A 14819-nucleotide genomic window follows, 5' to 3' on the forward strand; every position below is an offset into this window, starting at 1 on the left:
CCCTTTGAGGGGGAGATGTCCGGCAGGACAGAGGGGGGTGCCCCCACCCACACCCCCTCGACGGGACACCACTGATGCAAACCAATTTCACCGCCGAGCAACTGACTGACCCGCACGTCGCCGAATCCGAAAAGATCCTGCGCAAATGCGTGCATTGCGGCTTCTGCACCGCCACCTGTCCGACCTATGTGACGCTCGGAAACGAGCTCGATAGTCCGCGCGGCCGCATATACCTGATCAAGGACATGCTGGAAAACGATCGCCCGGCCGATGCCGAGGTGGTCACCCATATCGACCGCTGTCTCTCCTGCCTGGCCTGCGTCACCACCTGTCCGTCGGGCGTCGACTACATGCATCTTGTCGATCACGCCCGCGCCCATATCGAAAAGACCTACAAGCGGCCGTTCATGAACCGGCTGACGCGCGGCATCCTTGCCGCCGTCCTGCCCTATCCCGGCCGCTTCCGCCTGGCGTTGCGGCTTGCCCGTCTCGGCCGTCCGTTCCGCAGCCTGATGCGCGCCCCGGCGCTGAAACCCTTCGCCGCGATGCTGGGGCTTGCGCCGCGCACCGTGCCGGCACCGTCGGTCTATTCACGTCCCGGCAGCCATCCGGCCGAGGGGGCGAGGAAGGCGCGAGTGGCGATCCTCACCGGCTGCGCCCAGCCAGTGCTTGATCCCGGCATCAACGAGGCGGCGATCCGGCTTCTGACCCGCCTCGGCATCGAGGTCGTGGCGCCATCAGGCGAAGTCTGCTGCGGTTCGCTGGTCCACCATATGGGCCGCGAGCAACAGGCGCTGGCCAGCGCCCGCGCCAATGTCGATGTCTGGATGCGCGAGATCGAAAACGGTGGCCTCGATGCGATCATCATCACCGCGTCGGGCTGCGGCACGACGATCAAGGATTACGGCCACATGCTGCGCCTCGATCCGGCTTATGCCGAAAAGGCCGCCATCGTCTCCGGCCTGGCGAAGGACATTACCGAATATCTGGCAACGCTCGATCTGCCCTCGCATATGCCGAAGGGTGTTACCGTCGCCTATCATTCGGCCTGTTCCATGCAGCACGGCCAGAAGATCACCATGGCGCCGAAGCAGCTCCTGAAGGCTGCCGGCTTCACCGTGCGCGATCCGGCCGAAGGCCATCTCTGCTGCGGCTCGGCCGGCACCTACAATATCATGCAGCCGGATATTTCAGCTGCGCTGAAGGCCCGCAAGGTCAAGAATATCGAGGCAACGAAGGCGGATGTGATCGCCACCGGCAATATCGGATGCGTCACCCAGATTGCCTCAGGCACCGGTATCCCGATCGTCCATACCGTAGAATTGATCGATTGGGCCTATGGTGGTCCTGTTCCTCAAAAATTAATGGATTTGCATATAGCCTGACTTTGGCCGGTTGTCGGCCGGTCATGGGATTCAGCGCTATGCGGCGTACACTTCTTTTGCTCTCTGTCTTTTTCGGTGCCGCAGGCACCGCGCATGCCGATAGCCGTTACTTCTGTTCCGCCGACGATGCAGCCACCCGCTTCACCGTAGAGATCGGCTTCAAAGCGGACGGCGGCCATGTGCTGAACCACTTCCGCGGCGGTCTGATGATCAAGGACGGCTCTGTGCCCGACCAGTTCAAGAAGCGCGTCTTCAATTCCAGCCATCTGACGAACCGCTGGTCGAACGGTGGCGAGCTGCGCATGGAAATCTATGATGACGGCGGTGACGATACATCCGGCCAGGCGCTGAACATGGTGGTCATGGCCGAAGGTGACGGCAAGGCCTTCAGCGGCACCTATGGGATGACTGTAACAGGCGGTTCCAAGCCGTTCACCGCAAGCGGCAAGGTCAGCTGCGGCTCGAAGTAAGCCTCTTGCTTACCAGTGGAACGAAACGCCGAGATTGACGGCGTTGGTGAATATATCGGTCTTCAACCGGTCGCCGCTGTCGATCGGCACATCTACCTTGGAATAGGTCCCCTTATATTCCACGAAGGTCGACCAGTGGTCGCTGACGCGGAAATCGACACCGGCCTGCGCCTGCAGCGTCACGCCGCCGAATTCGTAGTCGAAGGTCGTGCCGGATGGGCGCGTCACCTCGACATGCGGAATGTTCACCCCGACGCCGGCGCCGAGATAGGGCGTCCATCGCCCGCCGTCCTGCGGGAAGCGGTAGAGCGCGTTCGCCGTCAGAAGGTTCAGCCCGTCGGTGAATTCGAAATGCGACCAGCCCGAAGCCGCCAGCGTCTTGTCGTCGGCATAGACCTTGTCATGCGTATAGTCGATCGACAGGCCGAGATTGGGATGGCCCAAATCCTCCAGCCACCACGTCACCCGCGCGCCGTAATAAGGTGGCGAACCGAAGGACTTGCCCTCCCACCCCGCCGTGAAATGCGTCCCGTCCGACAGATCGACGCCGCTATGGGGCGCCGTCTGGTAGCCGCCATAGACGGAGAGTTGCAGATCCTCGGCAAGGACAGGCGAGGCGAGACAGGCAAGGGCGGCAAGCCCAAACACGGACAGGCGAACGGCGCGGCGCATGGATTATCCCCGGATGGCAGTACCGCCCATCTATCCCGCGTTTTGTAACAGGCTTATTGCAAGGGCGGTGGGGTGTGAGATTTATGGTGGGTGGAGAGCCCTTCCCATTCTCTACCCTCATTCCTGTGCTTGTCACAGGAATCCAGGCCACCGCGCGTCTGCGCGGTGAATGACTCACTATGAGGCGAGGGATTCTCCTGCGCCCAAAGACTTGGGCGCGCTGGATCCCTGTGACAAGCACAGGGATGAGGAAGATGGTAGGCGCTGAAACAAAAAAGGGCGCCATAAAGCGCCCTCTTCAATTCCATCAACCTGACAGTTTTCACCCGCCAAACAGCGTCCTGAGAACATCGATGCCGCGGTCCTGGAAGGCGACGTTGCCCTGTTTGTTGCCGGGGCCGACGACGATGACCTTGGTGCCGACGGGGACGCGCTCGTAGAGATCCTGCACGTCGTTGTTGACCATGCGGATGCAGCCCGAAGACAGGTTGAGGCCGATCGTCCAGGGCTGGTTGGTGCCGTGGATACGGAAGGCCGTGTCGTGGCCGCCCTGGTAGAGATACATGGCGCGCGCGCCGAGTGGATTGTCCGGGCCGCCGGGCTGGAAGGCAGGCAGCTTGTGGCCGGCCTTGGCTTCGCGGGCGCGCATTTCCGGCGGCGGCGTCCAGCCGGGCCATTCCGCCTTGCGGCCGACCTTGACCACACCGGACCAGCCGAAGCCTTCGCGGCCGACGCCGATGCCATAGCGGGTTGCGCGGTTGTTGCCTTCGACGAGGTAAAGAAACTTGTTGGTCGTATCGACGATCACGGTGCCCGGGGCTTCGTCAGTGACGAGGCGGACGACGCGCTTCTTGAACTGCGGCTTGACCGTCTTCACCTGCTTGACGCCACGAACGGCATCGGTTGCCGTCAACTGAGGCTCGGCATGCGCGAGGCTCATTGAGCAGGCCAGCGCAATCGCAGAGGCGGCCGCGAGCCGTATGATATGCTTCATTCTCAATTCCCCTCTATCCAGGATGACCGCCAAGCTAGCCAATTTGCCCTGGATTTCAAGCTTTAGAGGGGTTTGCGCGTGTTTTTGTGCCGCGGCGCGCCGTTCTTGCAACGGCCCGCCGCAGCCTTGCGACCTTTAGATCACGATCACGCGGGTGCCGACATTGACGCGCTCGTAAAGGTCAGTCACGTCCTCGTTGCGCATGCGGATGCAGCCCGACGACACAGCATTGCCGATCGTCCAGGGTGCGTTGGTGCCGTGGATGCGATAGAGCGTCGAGCCGAGATACATGGCGCGGGCGCCGAGCGGATTTTCCGGGCCGCCATCCATGCGGGCGGGCAGATAATGGCCCTTGGCAGCTTCGCGGCTGATCATTTCGGAAGGCGGGGTCCAGTCCGGCCATTCGGCCTTGCGGGTAATCCGGTGCTCGCCGGCCCATTCGAAGCCCGGCTTGCCGACGCCGACGCCGTAGCGGCGGGCCTTGCCATTCGCCATCACCAGGTAGAGGAAGCGGTTGTTGGTATCGATGACGATCGTGCCTGGCCTTTCCTTGGTGTCGTAATCGACCATCTGCGGCAGGAACTGCGGATCGAACTGCTCGCGGACAACAGGAATTGCGCCGGGGCGCACGACCGCAACCTGCTGAATACCGGCAGGGGCTGCGCGGCGTACGATGCGCGGCTGATACTGGAACAGCCCGCGGCGCTGCGGCTGAATGACCGGGCGCTGATAGACGACAGGGCGCACGTTGCTGCCGCCCAGCTGGTTGAGCCAGGGCGCGGTCAGATCGGGGCTGAGGACGACGGGCGGGCGGGTCGCATAGCGATCGTCACCAAGGGCAGGCGAGGCAAGCAGGCCAATCAGGCTTGCGGCAATCAAAACGGATTTCATCATCGGACGGAACTCTCTACATATGACCGAAAATGCTGGGGCGGGCATTTCCGCCTGGCCGGATGCTGCCACCGCTCCGGCCAGCGAATGGTAAAGATCGATTCATTAAACTGCGAAGCACCGGATAAACTTTTCGTCAGGGTTACTGTTCGGTTTGGAAACGGGGTTTCTAAATGGTAAAGCCGCAATTGAAGCGTAAAATCAGCGGGGAAGCATGAGCGATACGGGCATCACGACCGGTGACGACGGAAAGAGCCGCTGCCACTGGCACGCCAATCTTCCTGACTATATGCACTATCACGACGAGGAGTGGGGCAGGCCTGTCACCGATGACATCCGCCTGTTCGAAAAGATCTGCCTCGAAGGCTTCCAGTCGGGCCTTTCGTGGCTGACGATCCTGCGAAAGCGCGAGAATTTCCGCGCCGCTTTTGCCGGTTTCGATTTCGAGAAGGTCGCGCTCTTCGACGGCCCGGATATCGAGCGTTGCGTCGCCGATGCTGGCATCATCCGCCATCGCGGCAAGATCGTTTCGACGATCAACAATGCCAGACGCGCCATTGAGCTGAAACAGGAATTCGGCTCGCTTGCCCGTTATTTCTGGAGCTATGAGCCGGGCACTGGCGATCGTCCCGGTATGGTTGATCGCGCCTACATCGCCGCCAACCCGACGACGCCGGTTTCCGTCCGCATTTCCAAGGATTTGAAGAAGCGCGGCTGGACGTTTGTCGGCCCGACCACAGTTTATGCTTTCATGCAGGCGATGGGGCTCGTCAACGATCACGTCGAGGGCTGCTTCTGCCGCTCAGAGGTGGAAGCGATACGGAAGGCACTGGTGCGTCCATGAGGAAACTGCTTGCGACAGGCGCTCTGATGGTTCTTTCAGCGCTTCCCGCCTTCGCCCAGGCGCCGCAGCTCGATCCCGGCGAGAAGCTGGAGAAGCTTCAGTTTCCGGCGGTGACCATGCAGATCAAGGGCTGGACGAAGTTCGGCAACAGCCATGTCTTTACGCTGCCTGTCAAAGCCGGTCAGCATGTAAAGATCAGCTTCACGACACGCAGCCAGTTTGCGTTTCTGGCGATCTTCGATCTGTCGAAGGGCGATGACGAGGCATTCTTCGGCACGGATGAGGACGGTTCTGTCCTCGATACCATCGCCAAGGAAGACACGACCTGGATGCTGCGGCCCTATTATTCGAAGGTCTCTCCCCGGCGCGGCCTCGGTGCTCCCTATACGCTGATGATCGAGCCTCAGGCGCCCGGCACCGCGCCGCCTGCAGCCAAGCCTGAAGAGCCGCAGCGGCCGTCGCTGTTTCCGCCGAAATCAGGCGCGGACGAAGAGGAATAGGTCAGTCCAACTGATCGAGAAGCCCGCGCAACTCCCCGAGATGCGGGATCTTGCGGAAACGCGGTGCGTCGGACGGCTCGTCAATATGCTCAAGCACCCAGGTCAGCTCATGCGGCACGAACACGCCGTAGCTCCCGGCGGCAATGGCAGGCACGATGTCCGATTTCAGCGAGTTGCCGACCATCATCGCCCGTTCCGGCCCGTCGCCCACCTTCGAGAAAATCCGCCGGTAGGTGACCGCCGTCTTGTCCGAGACGATCTCGACGGCATCGAAGAAATCGCCGAGGCCGGATTGCGCCAGCTTGCGCTCCTGGTCGAACAGGTCGCCCTTGGTGATCAGCACCAGCAGGTAGTTTCCGGCCAACGCCTCCAGCGTGTCCTGCACATGCGGCATGGTTTCGACCGGATGGGAAAGCAGATCGCGTCCGATATCGAGGATCTGTGCGATGACACCAGCCGGGACGCTGCCGTCCGTCATCTCGATCGCCGTCTCGATCATCGACAGCGTGAAGCCTTTGATGCCGAAGCCGTAATGGGCGAGGTTGCGCTTCTCGGCTTCCAGCAGCCGTTCCGAAATCTTCGGTCCCTCGGCAAAATCAGCCAGCAGCTCGCTGAAGTGTGCTTCCGTCAGCCGGTAATATTGCTCGTTCTGCCAGAGCGTATCATCAGCATCGAAGCCGATCGTCGTCAGCGCGTGCTTGCCCATCGGGTGCTCCTGCAATTCCCTCGCCCTGAATCTATCGGCGTGGCCGTTCGAGACAAGGGCTTTGTTTTTTGACGGACGGGATGCCGCATGCTGTTGAAATGCTGCCGGGCGCGCTTACGTAAAAAGTGCCTCAGCAGCAGCCAGCCCCGGCTGTGCCTGCCATGCAGGCCAATAATCAAAAGATTGCGTTCAGCAGTCCATGGGCACCCCCGCCTGTGGCAGTCACAAGGAAATTTCCTCATGAAATACAATCAGCTTGGAAATACCGGCCTTTTCGTTTCCGAAATCTGCCTGGGAACGATGACCTTCGGTGAAGCCAATGAAGGCAGCCCCTGGGGCGCCATCGCCGATGTGGATCAGGCCGCCGCCGACAAGATCGTCGAGCGCTCGCTGGCCGCAGGCGTCAATTTCATCGACACCGCCGACGTCTATTCCTTCGGCGAAGCCGAACGGCTCCTCGGCCAGGCGTTGAAGAACCTCAATGTCCCCCGCAAGGACGTCGTCATCGCCACCAAGGTCTACGGCGTGATGGGCAGCAAGCCCAACGACCGCGGCGCCTCGCGCGGCCACATCATGGATTCGGTCGAAGCCAGTCTGAAGCGGCTGCAGACCGATCACATCGATCTCTACCAAATCCACGCGACGGATACCGTCACCCCGATCGACGAAACCCTGCGCGCCTTCGACGATCTCGTCGCCCAGGGCAAGGTGCGCTATGTCGGTGTCTCCAACTGGCAGGCATGGCGGATCGCCAAGGCGCTGGGCATTTCCGAACGCCGCGGTTTCGCCCGCTTCGAGACGATCCAGGCTTACTACTCGATCGCCGGTCGCGACCTCGAGCGCGAGATCGTGCCGCTGATGAACGAGGAGAAGCTCGGCCTGATGGTCTGGTCGCCGCTCGCGGGCGGTCTGCTCTCCGGCAAGTACGGTCCGGGCGCCCCCGGCAACGGTGAGGGCCGCCGCGCCACCTTCGACTTCCCGCCTGTCGACAAGGACCGCGCCTGGGCCTGCGTCGCCGTGATGCGCGAAGTCGCAGAGAAGCACGGCGTCAGCGTCGCCACTGTGGCGCTCGCCTATGTGCTCGCCAAGCCCTTCGTTACGACGGTCATCATCGGTGCCAAGCGGATCGAGCAGCTCGATCAAAACCTTGCGGCCACCGGCCTCAAGCTCGATGCCGACGACTTGAAGAAGCTCGACGACGTCAGCGCGCTGGCGCCTGAATATCCCGGCTGGATGGTTGCCCGTCAGGGCGCCGGCCGCCGCCCGGAACCGTTCGAGCCGAAGGCTTGATTTTAAGTTAGTTGAATGCGACCGCGCTGATGAAGCGCGGTCGCGTGAATGCCCGCTCTGCGAAAGTCATCTGCCCGAAGCCGAGAATGTTGGAGAGCATCGTGTAGGTCGTGGCTCCCTCGACATAGATGATCGAGTCGCCGTCGGTGATTTGCGGCAGCGTCGAGCTGTCGAGCACCTGCGCCTTCAACAGGCTGACGGTGCCGCTCTCCTTCTTCCAGTCCAGCTTGTAGACACCAGCCGTCTTCTTGATGCTGGAAATCCTGAGCGCGCTAGGCGCCGTGCTGTTCTGCTGCAGGTTGGTGAAAACACCGTAGATATTGGAAACGAACGTGGCATCGATCGAGGTCTGGCGCGAGATCACGTCCGCGACAACGCCATTGGCCTCGACGATGTTCTGATAGGTCCGGAACATGTCGAAGACGGCGACGCTGCTGATGAAGAAGAAGATCATCACCGGCGCGACGAAGGAAAATTCGATCGCCGAGGCGCCGGAGCGGCTTTTCAGCAAGTCTTTGAGAAGCGTGATCATCAGCCAGGCTCGTTCACGAAGGCGAAGCGGGATGTCAGGCGAACGCCGCCAGTATTGTCCTTCGGCATCGCTAGGCCGTAGCCAAGCCCCGGCACGATCGGATCGACCACATAGCAGGCACGCGCGAAAACGATTTGCGAGCGCTGCCCGCCGGTATAGGTGGTGACAGGGTCGATATTGACGCTGCGGTCGACGCAGGATGTCTCCGATGTCGGAAAGTCGGTCGATTTGCTGATCGGCGTGAATTCGATGCGGATCGACTTGAGGCAATTGGTCAGAATTATCGCCTCGTCGCAGACCTTTTTCTTGAAATCATCATAGGTGAAGTTCGAACCCGCCACCTGCAGCGCGCGCGAACCGCGGCTGACGGCGCGATCGAGCATGATCGACTGCGTCATGATCCAGCCCGCTTCGAAGGTCGAGAAAACAAGCGAGAAGACGATCGGCGCCAGGATGGCGAATTCGATGCCCGCTGCGCCGCCGCGGTCACGCCTGAGACGATTGAGAATGCGGGTCACTGTGTCAGCCTCAGCTTCTTGATCGAGGTCGAGATCGACTTGAAGGCATCGCCGATGCCGGAGCCCGACGCCGGATAGTAATGGCCGGGGCTGGTGGCACAGTTGGTCATCTGTGTCGTCGCATTGCCGCTCACTTCGAAACCGATGGTGAAGACGGTGATGCCGTTGGTCTTGGCTGCGGTACAGACCGAGGACAGCATCTTCGCCGTATCTGTGGAGTTGATGATCTGCTTGTTGTCAGGCGCCTGCGAGACCGGGCGGCTGTAATCCTTCGGGCGGTACTGCTCGGTGATCGCACCATCCGTCATCAGCACAATGACCTTCATCGTATCCGGATCGCCGAAGGCCGCCGGCCGGTTGGCGAATTTCGCATCCATCATCTTGGCGTCGATCGCTGCATTGACGATGGTCTTGGCGCCGGGGTTGAGCAGCATGTAGCCCCACTGCATGGCATTCTGCGTACCCGTGCCATCATGCAGTTCAAGCTGCGTGATGCGGTTCTTTAGATAGGTCGCATCGTTGGAGAAATAGGTGATCGCCGTCGATTCCACCGGGCACCACCAAGGTTTCAGATCAGTGCGTCCGTAGTTCCACTGGGTGAAATGCGGAACCTGGCCCGCATCCTTGAAGCTCGGCACGCCGCCGCCGAAACCGGTGGTGCTGAGCTCCACGCAGGAAGAGTTCGAGTGGTCGCGCTTGGCGCCGAGCTTGTCGAAGACAGCCGCGCCGATATTCACGTGCCCGGCATAGGGCACGATGGTGATCGTCGTATAATCTTTGGTCTCGTCGGTCAGCACCTGATCGATGAACTGCTGGGCCGCCTTCTTCAGGTTCTTGATGCGGTTGCCGTTCATCGAGCCGGACATATCCAGCATCAGCGACATCTCGATATTTTGCTTGGCTTCCTCGGCGGTGGAGACAGCCGCGACGCTCAGCTGACGGACGCCGACAAGGTGGATGAAGGTGGTGTTCATCACATAGGCGGCGCTGGCATTGATCTTACGCGAATTCAGCCCCTTCGTCTCGGTGAAGCTGAGGGCGATGTCCTGTGCGTAGTCGAGGTTCTTCATGAAACTGCGCAGCGTATCCTCGGGCTTTTCCTTCTGGGAAAGCGAAGCGGCAGCCAGCACGCCGCGATCGAGGCCATCCTGCATTTCGACGCGGATCGCTTCATAGCGCGCCAGATCGATGCCGGCGCCGCCCATGGCAATCAGCGGAACGAGCAGCAGGGCGAAGACCATGGCGACATTGCCGTTGGTCTCGCGGGCGAGCCTGCGCGCTTGTGAAAGAACATGTCTCATCGATTTCCCTAACTTGATGAGACGATTTGTATTTTAGATAAATTAGAATTTCGTAATCAAAACATTACCAAGTCGTTCTAAATAAAACGCAATAATAGCATTGTGATTTCAGAAGTATCGCTAAGCGCGAAATCTATACGGCTAAGGCGCCAGTTTTAGAACTGGCGCCTCGCTTCATGATTGATTACTTGGTATTTTCACTCAACCATGCGTTCATCTCGGCAATTTCAGCTTCCTGAGCCTTGATGACGGCTTCGGCCAGTTTGCGGATCTCCGGATCCTTGCCGTATTGCAGCTCGATCTTCGCCATGTCGATCGCGCCCTGATGATGTGGGATCATGCCGCGGACGAAATCGACATCGGCATTGCCGGTCATCTCGACCATCATGTCCTTGTGCATCTTGGCATTGGCCTCGGCAAAGGCATGGCTGGAGGCGCCGTGGTCGCCCATCGGCTTGCTCATGTCCATCTGCAGATCCTCGGCGCAGGCCGGAGCGGCAAAGGCGAGAGTGGAGATCAGAGCGATGATTTTCATAGACATGCGAGGTCCTTCCTCTGTCTGACAAAAGGGATTGCACGATCATGTTCGTGCGGCCGTATCGCGCGATTGTCAGATGAAACGGGGAGGGGGCGCCCGCGGGGCGGAACGCAGATCGGCAAGCGCCTTTGCGGCAGCCGGTGCGGGATAGGCAAAGATATGCTTACCGCCATCGCCAATCATCACGGCGGCGGGCGTTACCAGGCAGTAGGAGCAAGTCGCCATATGGCTTGGGTTGCCCGGCGAGCAGGGGTCCTTCGACATCTCGTGACCACTGTGCTCCGCCACCAAGTCAGGCATGTCGGCCATACCATGCATGCCATGCTGCATCTCTGATGCCGACGGTTGGCTCATCGCTGCGCACATTGGACAGACCGCCCAGGCGGACGCGCTGAAGGTCAGCCAGCCGAGAAGCATCGCAATGATCGCAACAAACCGCATGACAGAGACATAGGTTATGGCAGGCCTTCAGCCAAGGGCTCCCGCCTAAAGCTTTGCGGCCTTGCGCAACACATCGTTGATCCGCCCCTGCCAGCCCTTGCCGGTGGCCTTGAAGGCATCGATGACATCAGGATCGAGCCGCAGCGAAATCTGCCGCTTCGGCGTCTCCACCACCGGCCGGCCGCGCGCCCGTCGAATGCTCTCTGCAAGCTCGGGAAACACCTCCGCGAAAGGCCGTGCATTCTTGAAGTCTTCCTCGGTCCATTCGGGATTGTCAGGGTCCTCGGCAATGCCGCGCTGGATCCGGGCTTCCTCCTCGTCAGTGAGGGCGGGAACTGTCCGTTTGGAGCTTTTCATAGAGCCTTCTCTCTTTCCTGCTCGCGGGCCGCATCGAGATGATTGAAATGCCTTCGCTGCCCAATGCTGCAAAGACCACTGCAAGAATGTCGCCGATAGCGAAGCCGATCGCTTTCAGTCGCCGGTCTCGGGCTTCAAGGATCACGGCGTCGGCAAAGAATTCGAGATCGAGCTCGCGAAAATCCAGACCATGTTTGGTGAGATTTCGAAACCGCTTCGGCTCATCCCAAACGATCTTCACCGCAATGATATCCGATATTAAAAGTGATACAATAAATCCTGGATTGCAACCAGAATAATCTGCATCTCAATAGACGGCAATCACCTGATGAACGATCTGGTAGTCGCTACTCTCCTCGCCAAGCGGCGCCACCGGCCAGACCCAGGATGCCTTGGTCGCCGCTGGCGGCTGAACGCCCTGCAGCAGATCGGCCGTCTCATGGGTTTTTCCGGTCCGGTCATTCACAGCATAGGAAATATCGGTCACCAGACAGGTGGCGCAGGGCAGGGCCTGCAAGCCATCGATATGCGCCGCGATCAGCCGCTGGACGGTGTCCTCTGGCATGGCGTTGTTTTGCTCCGCCTCGAAGCGCCGCTTCACGCCGCGGCCGATTTGCGACAGCAGGTTCGCTGAAATCACCAAGTCCAGGTAGGGCACGCCACGCAGAAAGCCGAGCGGCTCGGCAGTGCCCGCCGCCCGCAACGCGTCATAGCCCGAAAGATCGCGCTCGATCAGGCGGACATTCCGGTACCCTTTCGCCTTCAGCCAGAAACGGACGGAGGCGAGGTGAACCAGATCGACAAGCACCACGGTATCGAAGGTCTTCGCTAGTGCCTCGATCGGCACGTCGCGCAGCAGGCCGGAGCCGAGCACCACTGCCGTGCGCTTCTGGCGGAGGCCGGATGCTGCGGCCAGCATCGCCGCCCGGCTCTTTTCCTCGTGCTCCGCCCATTGGCCGCTGCAGCGCCTCGCGCGGGACCAGAGGTTGACGGAATAGCGGATGAACTTGCGGTGCGGCTTTGCTGTCACCGGCAGCGTTGCGAGATAGAAAAGGGCTTCGAGTATCATGAAGGTCTAACGATAGATTTCACGGCGATGACCGATCTCGATCACCAGGATGACGAGCCGGTTGTCCTGGATATCGCAGATAATGCGAAAGTCGCCGACGCGATAGCGCCAATATTGCCGGAGCTTGTCGCCCTGAAGGGCCGCGCCCAGCTGGCGCGGGTCGTCGAGTGCAGCAAGCCTCACGTCAAGAAACGCGCGGATACGGTCCCGGTCTTGTTTGCTGAATTTTTTGAGGCTCTTCTGCGTGGCGCGCAGATATTCAATCGTCCATGCCACGCCAGAACTCCTCAGCGCTGACGATTTCCTCTTCACCGCGTTCGATACGATCCATCGCCGCATCCGCTGCGGCAATGTCGTGAAGGTCTTCGAGATGCTGCTCGATCACTTCGAGAACATAGGCATCCGTCGCCGCGCCGGCCTTGGCGGCGTGCTCGGCGATCAGCCGATGAATTTCATCCGGCATTTCAATGGTGACGCGCTTGTTCATCGAACGATCCTCAATCGGCCAATATATAACAGTTCGCCATAGGCTTCGCCACCCTTCGCCCTTGCCGCTCCCCGCCCAATCCGCTAGGAAACCGCCACTGTCACACTGTGGAAATCCCCTGAAATGAACGACACCAAGAAGAAACCGCAAAAGCTCAAGGCCCGCCTGCCGCGCGGCTTCGTTGACCGCTCGGCTGCCGATATCCGCGCCGTCAATGAAATGACCGCGAAGATCCGCGAAGTCTATGAGCATTATGGTTTCGATCCTGTCGAAACGCCGCTGTTCGAATACACCGATGCCCTCGGCAAGTTCCTGCCGGATGCCGACCGTCCGAACGAAGGGGTCTTCTCGCTTCAGGACGACGACGAGCAGTGGATGAGCCTGCGCTACGACCTGACGGCGCCGCTCGCCCGCCATGTTGCCGAAAATTTCAACGATATCCAGCTGCCCTACCGCACCTACCGCGCCGGCTACGTCTTCCGCAACGAGAAGCCGGGCCCGGGCCGCTTCCGCCAGTTCATGCAGTTCGATGCCGATACGGTCGGCGCGCCCGGCGTCCAGGCCGATGCCGAAATGTGCATGATGATGGCCGATACGCTCGAAGCCCTTGGCATCAAGCGCGGCGACTACGTCATCCGCGTCAACAACCGCAAGGTTCTCGACGGTGTTCTCGAAGCCATCGGGCTCGGCGGTGACGACAAGGCCGCCCAGCGCCTCAACGTGCTGCGTGCCATCGACAAGCTCGACAAGTTCGGTCCGGATGGAGTTCGCGAGCTGCTGGGAACGGGCCGGAAAGATGATTCAGGAGATTTTACCAAAGGTGCAGGGCTCTCTGAGGACCAAATCGACCGTCTCGAGAAGCTGTATGTGATTCGAGAAGAAGGCCGTCGCGATTATTTTATGTTCATGTCTGATAGCGAAGTGCTTGAGGACGATACGCTTATTGACACTTCGCAAGATCGCCCGCAGCAAGTCCTTCCGGGAAAGATGGTACTTGGAAATCCAAGGGTTCTCGAACTATTCTTGGAGCTCTTCCCCGAGAGCGAGAAGCTCAAAGAGGGTGTGGCTGAGCTACAATTTATCAGCGACATCGTTCGTTCAGCGGGCTACGGAACGAAAAGAGTTCGAATCGACGTCTCAGTAGTCCGCGGCCTCGAATATTACACCGGCCCGGTCTACGAAGCCGAGCTACTCTTCGACGTGACCAACGAGAAGGGCGAAAAGGTCGTCTTCGGCTCTGTCGGCGGCGGTGGCCGGTATGATGGCCTCGTCTCGCGCTTCATGGGCCAGCCGGTTCCGGCAACCGGCTTCTCGATCGGCGTGTCGCGCCTGATGACGGCGTTGAAGAACCTCAGAAAGCTTGGCCAGTCCGAGGTCATCGAACCGGTTCTCGTCACTGTCATGGATGGCGATGTCGATGCCATGGGCCGCTACCAGCGGATTACCCAAGAGCTGCGCGCCGCCGGTATCCGCGCCGAGATGTATCAGGGCAACTGGAAGAAGTTCGGCAACCAGCTGAAATATGCCGATCGCCGCGGCTGCCCCGTCGCCATCATCCAGGGCGGCGACGAGCGCGCCACCGGCGTGGTGCAGATCAAGGACCTGATCGAGGGCAAGCGCCTGTCCGGTGAGATCGAAGACAATGCCAGCTGGCGCGAAGCGCGCGTGGCGCAGGAAACCGTGCCGGAAGCCGATCTCGTCGCCAAGGTGAAGGAAATCCTGGCGGCGCAGGCGGAAGATCGGAAGCGGGCGTCGGATGTTTGAGCGGGGCGCACCCCCCTCTGGCCTGCCGGCCATCTCCCCCTCAAGGGGGGAGATCGACGC

20 protein-coding genes are annotated in these 14819 nt (G+C 60.4%); 6 read left to right on the top strand and 14 right to left on the bottom strand.

Features of this window, described 5'->3' with window-relative positions:
• The first annotated feature begins 74 nt into the window (after positions 1 to 74).
• Together glcF and AB4Z25_RS09260 are read left to right on the top strand one after the other, a co-directional pair.
• Positions 75 to 1385 carry a glycolate oxidase subunit GlcF gene (gene glcF, locus AB4Z25_RS09255; RefSeq protein ID WP_112538142.1) on the top strand — a complete coding sequence of 437 codons (1311 nt, stop codon included), beginning with the start codon at positions 75 to 77 and terminating at the stop codon, positions 1383 to 1385.
• A gap of 38 nt (positions 1386 to 1423) precedes the next feature.
• The gene (locus AB4Z25_RS09260; protein WP_112390614.1) at positions 1424 to 1855 is read left to right on the top strand and encodes a hypothetical protein; all 432 of its coding nucleotides are present in this window, start codon (positions 1424 to 1426) and stop codon (positions 1853 to 1855) included.
• 9 nt (positions 1856 to 1864) lie between these two features.
• On the opposite strand, the gene AB4Z25_RS09265 is transcribed toward AB4Z25_RS09260, so the two are convergent.
• The 3 genes from AB4Z25_RS09265 to AB4Z25_RS09275 all read right to left on the bottom strand — a co-directional run bounded on the left by AB4Z25_RS09265 (position 1865) and on the right by AB4Z25_RS09275 (position 4415).
• Positions 1865 to 2527: a porin family protein gene (locus AB4Z25_RS09265; protein WP_112538141.1), complete on the bottom strand. Its 663-nt coding sequence runs from the start codon at positions 2525 to 2527 to the stop codon at positions 1865 to 1867.
• A 322-nt stretch (positions 2528 to 2849) separates the two neighbouring features.
• Positions 2850 to 3512, bottom strand: coding sequence for a L,D-transpeptidase (locus AB4Z25_RS09270; RefSeq protein ID WP_442208000.1), 663 nt, complete (start codon positions 3510 to 3512; stop codon positions 2850 to 2852).
• Positions 3513 to 3656: 144 nt separating this feature from the next.
• A complete protein-coding gene (locus AB4Z25_RS09275) occupies positions 3657 to 4415 on the bottom strand; it encodes a L,D-transpeptidase (protein WP_112518402.1) in 759 nt (252 codons plus the stop codon).
• Positions 4416 to 4626: 211 nt separating this feature from the next.
• Here AB4Z25_RS09275 and AB4Z25_RS09280 point away from each other — a divergent pair, with 211 nt between their 5' ends.
• Complete coding sequence (locus tag AB4Z25_RS09280; protein WP_112538139.1) at positions 4627 to 5256, top strand: DNA-3-methyladenine glycosylase I; 630 nt, start codon at positions 4627 to 4629, stop codon at positions 5254 to 5256.
• Positions 5253 to 5756, top strand: a complete 504-nt coding sequence (locus tag AB4Z25_RS09285) for a hypothetical protein (protein WP_112390600.1) — start codon at positions 5253 to 5255, stop codon at positions 5754 to 5756. Before AB4Z25_RS09280 ends, AB4Z25_RS09285 begins: the two co-directional genes overlap by 4 nt.
• Position 5757: 1 nt before the next feature.
• Here the strand turns inward: AB4Z25_RS09285 and AB4Z25_RS09290 are convergent, their stop codons facing one another.
• On the bottom strand, positions 5758 to 6462 hold the full coding sequence (locus tag AB4Z25_RS09290) for an HAD family hydrolase (RefSeq protein ID WP_112538138.1): 705 nt from the start codon (positions 6460 to 6462) through the stop codon (positions 5758 to 5760).
• A 240-nt stretch (positions 6463 to 6702) separates the two neighbouring features.
• Here AB4Z25_RS09290 and AB4Z25_RS09295 point away from each other — a divergent pair, with 240 nt between their 5' ends.
• Positions 6703 to 7752, top strand: a complete 1050-nt coding sequence (locus tag AB4Z25_RS09295; protein ID WP_112538137.1) for an aldo/keto reductase — start codon at positions 6703 to 6705, stop codon at positions 7750 to 7752.
• 7 nt (positions 7753 to 7759) lie between these two features.
• On the opposite strand, the gene AB4Z25_RS09300 is transcribed toward AB4Z25_RS09295, so the two are convergent.
• The 10 genes from AB4Z25_RS09300 to relB form a co-directional block, all read right to left on the bottom strand.
• The gene (locus tag AB4Z25_RS09300; RefSeq protein ID WP_112538136.1) at positions 7760 to 8284 is read right to left on the bottom strand and encodes a hypothetical protein; all 525 of its coding nucleotides are present in this window, start codon (positions 8282 to 8284) and stop codon (positions 7760 to 7762) included.
• Positions 8284 to 8802 (bottom strand): TadE/TadG family type IV pilus assembly protein, encoded by a 519-nt coding sequence (locus AB4Z25_RS09305; protein WP_162698692.1) that lies wholly within the window; start codon positions 8800 to 8802, stop codon positions 8284 to 8286. Before AB4Z25_RS09305 ends, AB4Z25_RS09300 begins: the two co-directional genes overlap by 1 nt.
• Positions 8799 to 10103: a TadE/TadG family type IV pilus assembly protein gene (locus AB4Z25_RS09310; RefSeq protein WP_112538134.1), complete on the bottom strand. Its 1305-nt coding sequence runs from the start codon at positions 10101 to 10103 to the stop codon at positions 8799 to 8801. Before AB4Z25_RS09310 ends, AB4Z25_RS09305 begins: the two co-directional genes overlap by 4 nt.
• 184 nt (positions 10104 to 10287) lie before the next feature.
• Positions 10288 to 10644 carry a CopM family metallochaperone gene (copM, locus tag AB4Z25_RS09315; RefSeq protein WP_112538133.1) on the bottom strand — a complete coding sequence of 119 codons (357 nt, stop codon included), beginning with the start codon at positions 10642 to 10644 and terminating at the stop codon, positions 10288 to 10290.
• Positions 10645 to 10713: 69 nt separating this feature from the next.
• Positions 10714 to 11082, bottom strand: coding sequence for a DUF2946 family protein (locus AB4Z25_RS09320; RefSeq protein WP_112538132.1), 369 nt, complete (start codon positions 11080 to 11082; stop codon positions 10714 to 10716).
• Positions 11083 to 11127: 45 nt separating this feature from the next.
• Positions 11128 to 11439 carry a BrnA antitoxin family protein gene (locus AB4Z25_RS09325; RefSeq protein ID WP_112538131.1) on the bottom strand — a complete coding sequence of 104 codons (312 nt, stop codon included), beginning with the start codon at positions 11437 to 11439 and terminating at the stop codon, positions 11128 to 11130.
• Positions 11402 to 11680, bottom strand: coding sequence for a BrnT family toxin (locus tag AB4Z25_RS09330; RefSeq protein ID WP_112538130.1), 279 nt, complete (start codon positions 11678 to 11680; stop codon positions 11402 to 11404). The genes AB4Z25_RS09325 and AB4Z25_RS09330 overlap by 38 nt, the downstream gene beginning before the upstream one ends.
• 66 nt (positions 11681 to 11746) lie before the next feature.
• The gene (locus AB4Z25_RS09335) at positions 11747 to 12508 is read right to left on the bottom strand and encodes a hypothetical protein (protein ID WP_112538129.1); all 762 of its coding nucleotides are present in this window, start codon (positions 12506 to 12508) and stop codon (positions 11747 to 11749) included.
• 6 nt (positions 12509 to 12514) lie between these two features.
• Positions 12515 to 12784 carry a type II toxin-antitoxin system RelE family toxin gene (locus tag AB4Z25_RS09340; protein ID WP_112538128.1) on the bottom strand — a complete coding sequence of 90 codons (270 nt, stop codon included), beginning with the start codon at positions 12782 to 12784 and terminating at the stop codon, positions 12515 to 12517.
• The gene (gene relB / locus AB4Z25_RS09345; protein ID WP_310292650.1) at positions 12768 to 12995 is read right to left on the bottom strand and encodes a type II toxin-antitoxin system RelB family antitoxin; all 228 of its coding nucleotides are present in this window, start codon (positions 12993 to 12995) and stop codon (positions 12768 to 12770) included. The genes AB4Z25_RS09340 and relB overlap by 17 nt, the downstream gene beginning before the upstream one ends.
• Before the next feature lie 123 nt (positions 12996 to 13118).
• Between relB and hisS the strand changes: the two genes are divergently transcribed.
• Positions 13119 to 14759, top strand: coding sequence for a histidine--tRNA ligase (hisS, locus tag AB4Z25_RS09350; RefSeq protein ID WP_112538127.1), 1641 nt, complete (start codon positions 13119 to 13121; stop codon positions 14757 to 14759).
• Positions 14760 to 14819: the final 60 nt, after the last annotated feature.

Origin of the sequence: Rhizobium sp. RAF36 (assembly GCF_052114105.1) — a bacterium.
Classification (GTDB): Bacteria; Pseudomonadota; Alphaproteobacteria; order Rhizobiales; family Rhizobiaceae; genus Rhizobium.

Coding starts and splice junctions, on each gene's coding strand:
- AB4Z25_RS09285 (WP_112390600.1), top strand. CDS start 5,253: ATGAGGAAACTGCTTGCGACAGGCGCTCTGATGGTTCTTTCAGCGCTT.
- AB4Z25_RS09280 (WP_112538139.1), top strand. CDS start 4,627: ATGAGCGATACGGGCATCACGACCGGTGACGACGGAAAGAGCCGCTGC.
- AB4Z25_RS09275 (WP_112518402.1), bottom strand. CDS start 4,415: ATGATGAAATCCGTTTTGATTGCCGCAAGCCTGATTGGCCTGCTTGCC.
- AB4Z25_RS09290 (WP_112538138.1), bottom strand. CDS start 6,462: ATGGGCAAGCACGCGCTGACGACGATCGGCTTCGATGCTGATGATACG.
- relB (WP_310292650.1), bottom strand. CDS start 12,995: ATGAACAAGCGCGTCACCATTGAAATGCCGGATGAAATTCATCGGCTG.
- AB4Z25_RS09335 (WP_112538129.1), bottom strand. CDS start 12,508: ATGATACTCGAAGCCCTTTTCTATCTCGCAACGCTGCCGGTGACAGCA.
- AB4Z25_RS09260 (WP_112390614.1), top strand. CDS start 1,424: ATGCGGCGTACACTTCTTTTGCTCTCTGTCTTTTTCGGTGCCGCAGGC.
- AB4Z25_RS09320 (WP_112538132.1), bottom strand. CDS start 11,082: ATGCGGTTTGTTGCGATCATTGCGATGCTTCTCGGCTGGCTGACCTTC.
- AB4Z25_RS09300 (WP_112538136.1), bottom strand. CDS start 8,284: ATGATCACGCTTCTCAAAGACTTGCTGAAAAGCCGCTCCGGCGCCTCG.
- AB4Z25_RS09295 (WP_112538137.1), top strand. CDS start 6,703: ATGAAATACAATCAGCTTGGAAATACCGGCCTTTTCGTTTCCGAAATC.
- glcF (WP_112538142.1), top strand. CDS start 75: ATGCAAACCAATTTCACCGCCGAGCAACTGACTGACCCGCACGTCGCC.
- AB4Z25_RS09325 (WP_112538131.1), bottom strand. CDS start 11,439: ATGAAAAGCTCCAAACGGACAGTTCCCGCCCTCACTGACGAGGAGGAA.
- AB4Z25_RS09265 (WP_112538141.1), bottom strand. CDS start 2,527: ATGCGCCGCGCCGTTCGCCTGTCCGTGTTTGGGCTTGCCGCCCTTGCC.
- copM (WP_112538133.1), bottom strand. CDS start 10,644: ATGTCTATGAAAATCATCGCTCTGATCTCCACTCTCGCCTTTGCCGCT.
- AB4Z25_RS09310 (WP_112538134.1), bottom strand. CDS start 10,103: ATGAGACATGTTCTTTCACAAGCGCGCAGGCTCGCCCGCGAGACCAAC.
- hisS (WP_112538127.1), top strand. CDS start 13,119: ATGAACGACACCAAGAAGAAACCGCAAAAGCTCAAGGCCCGCCTGCCG.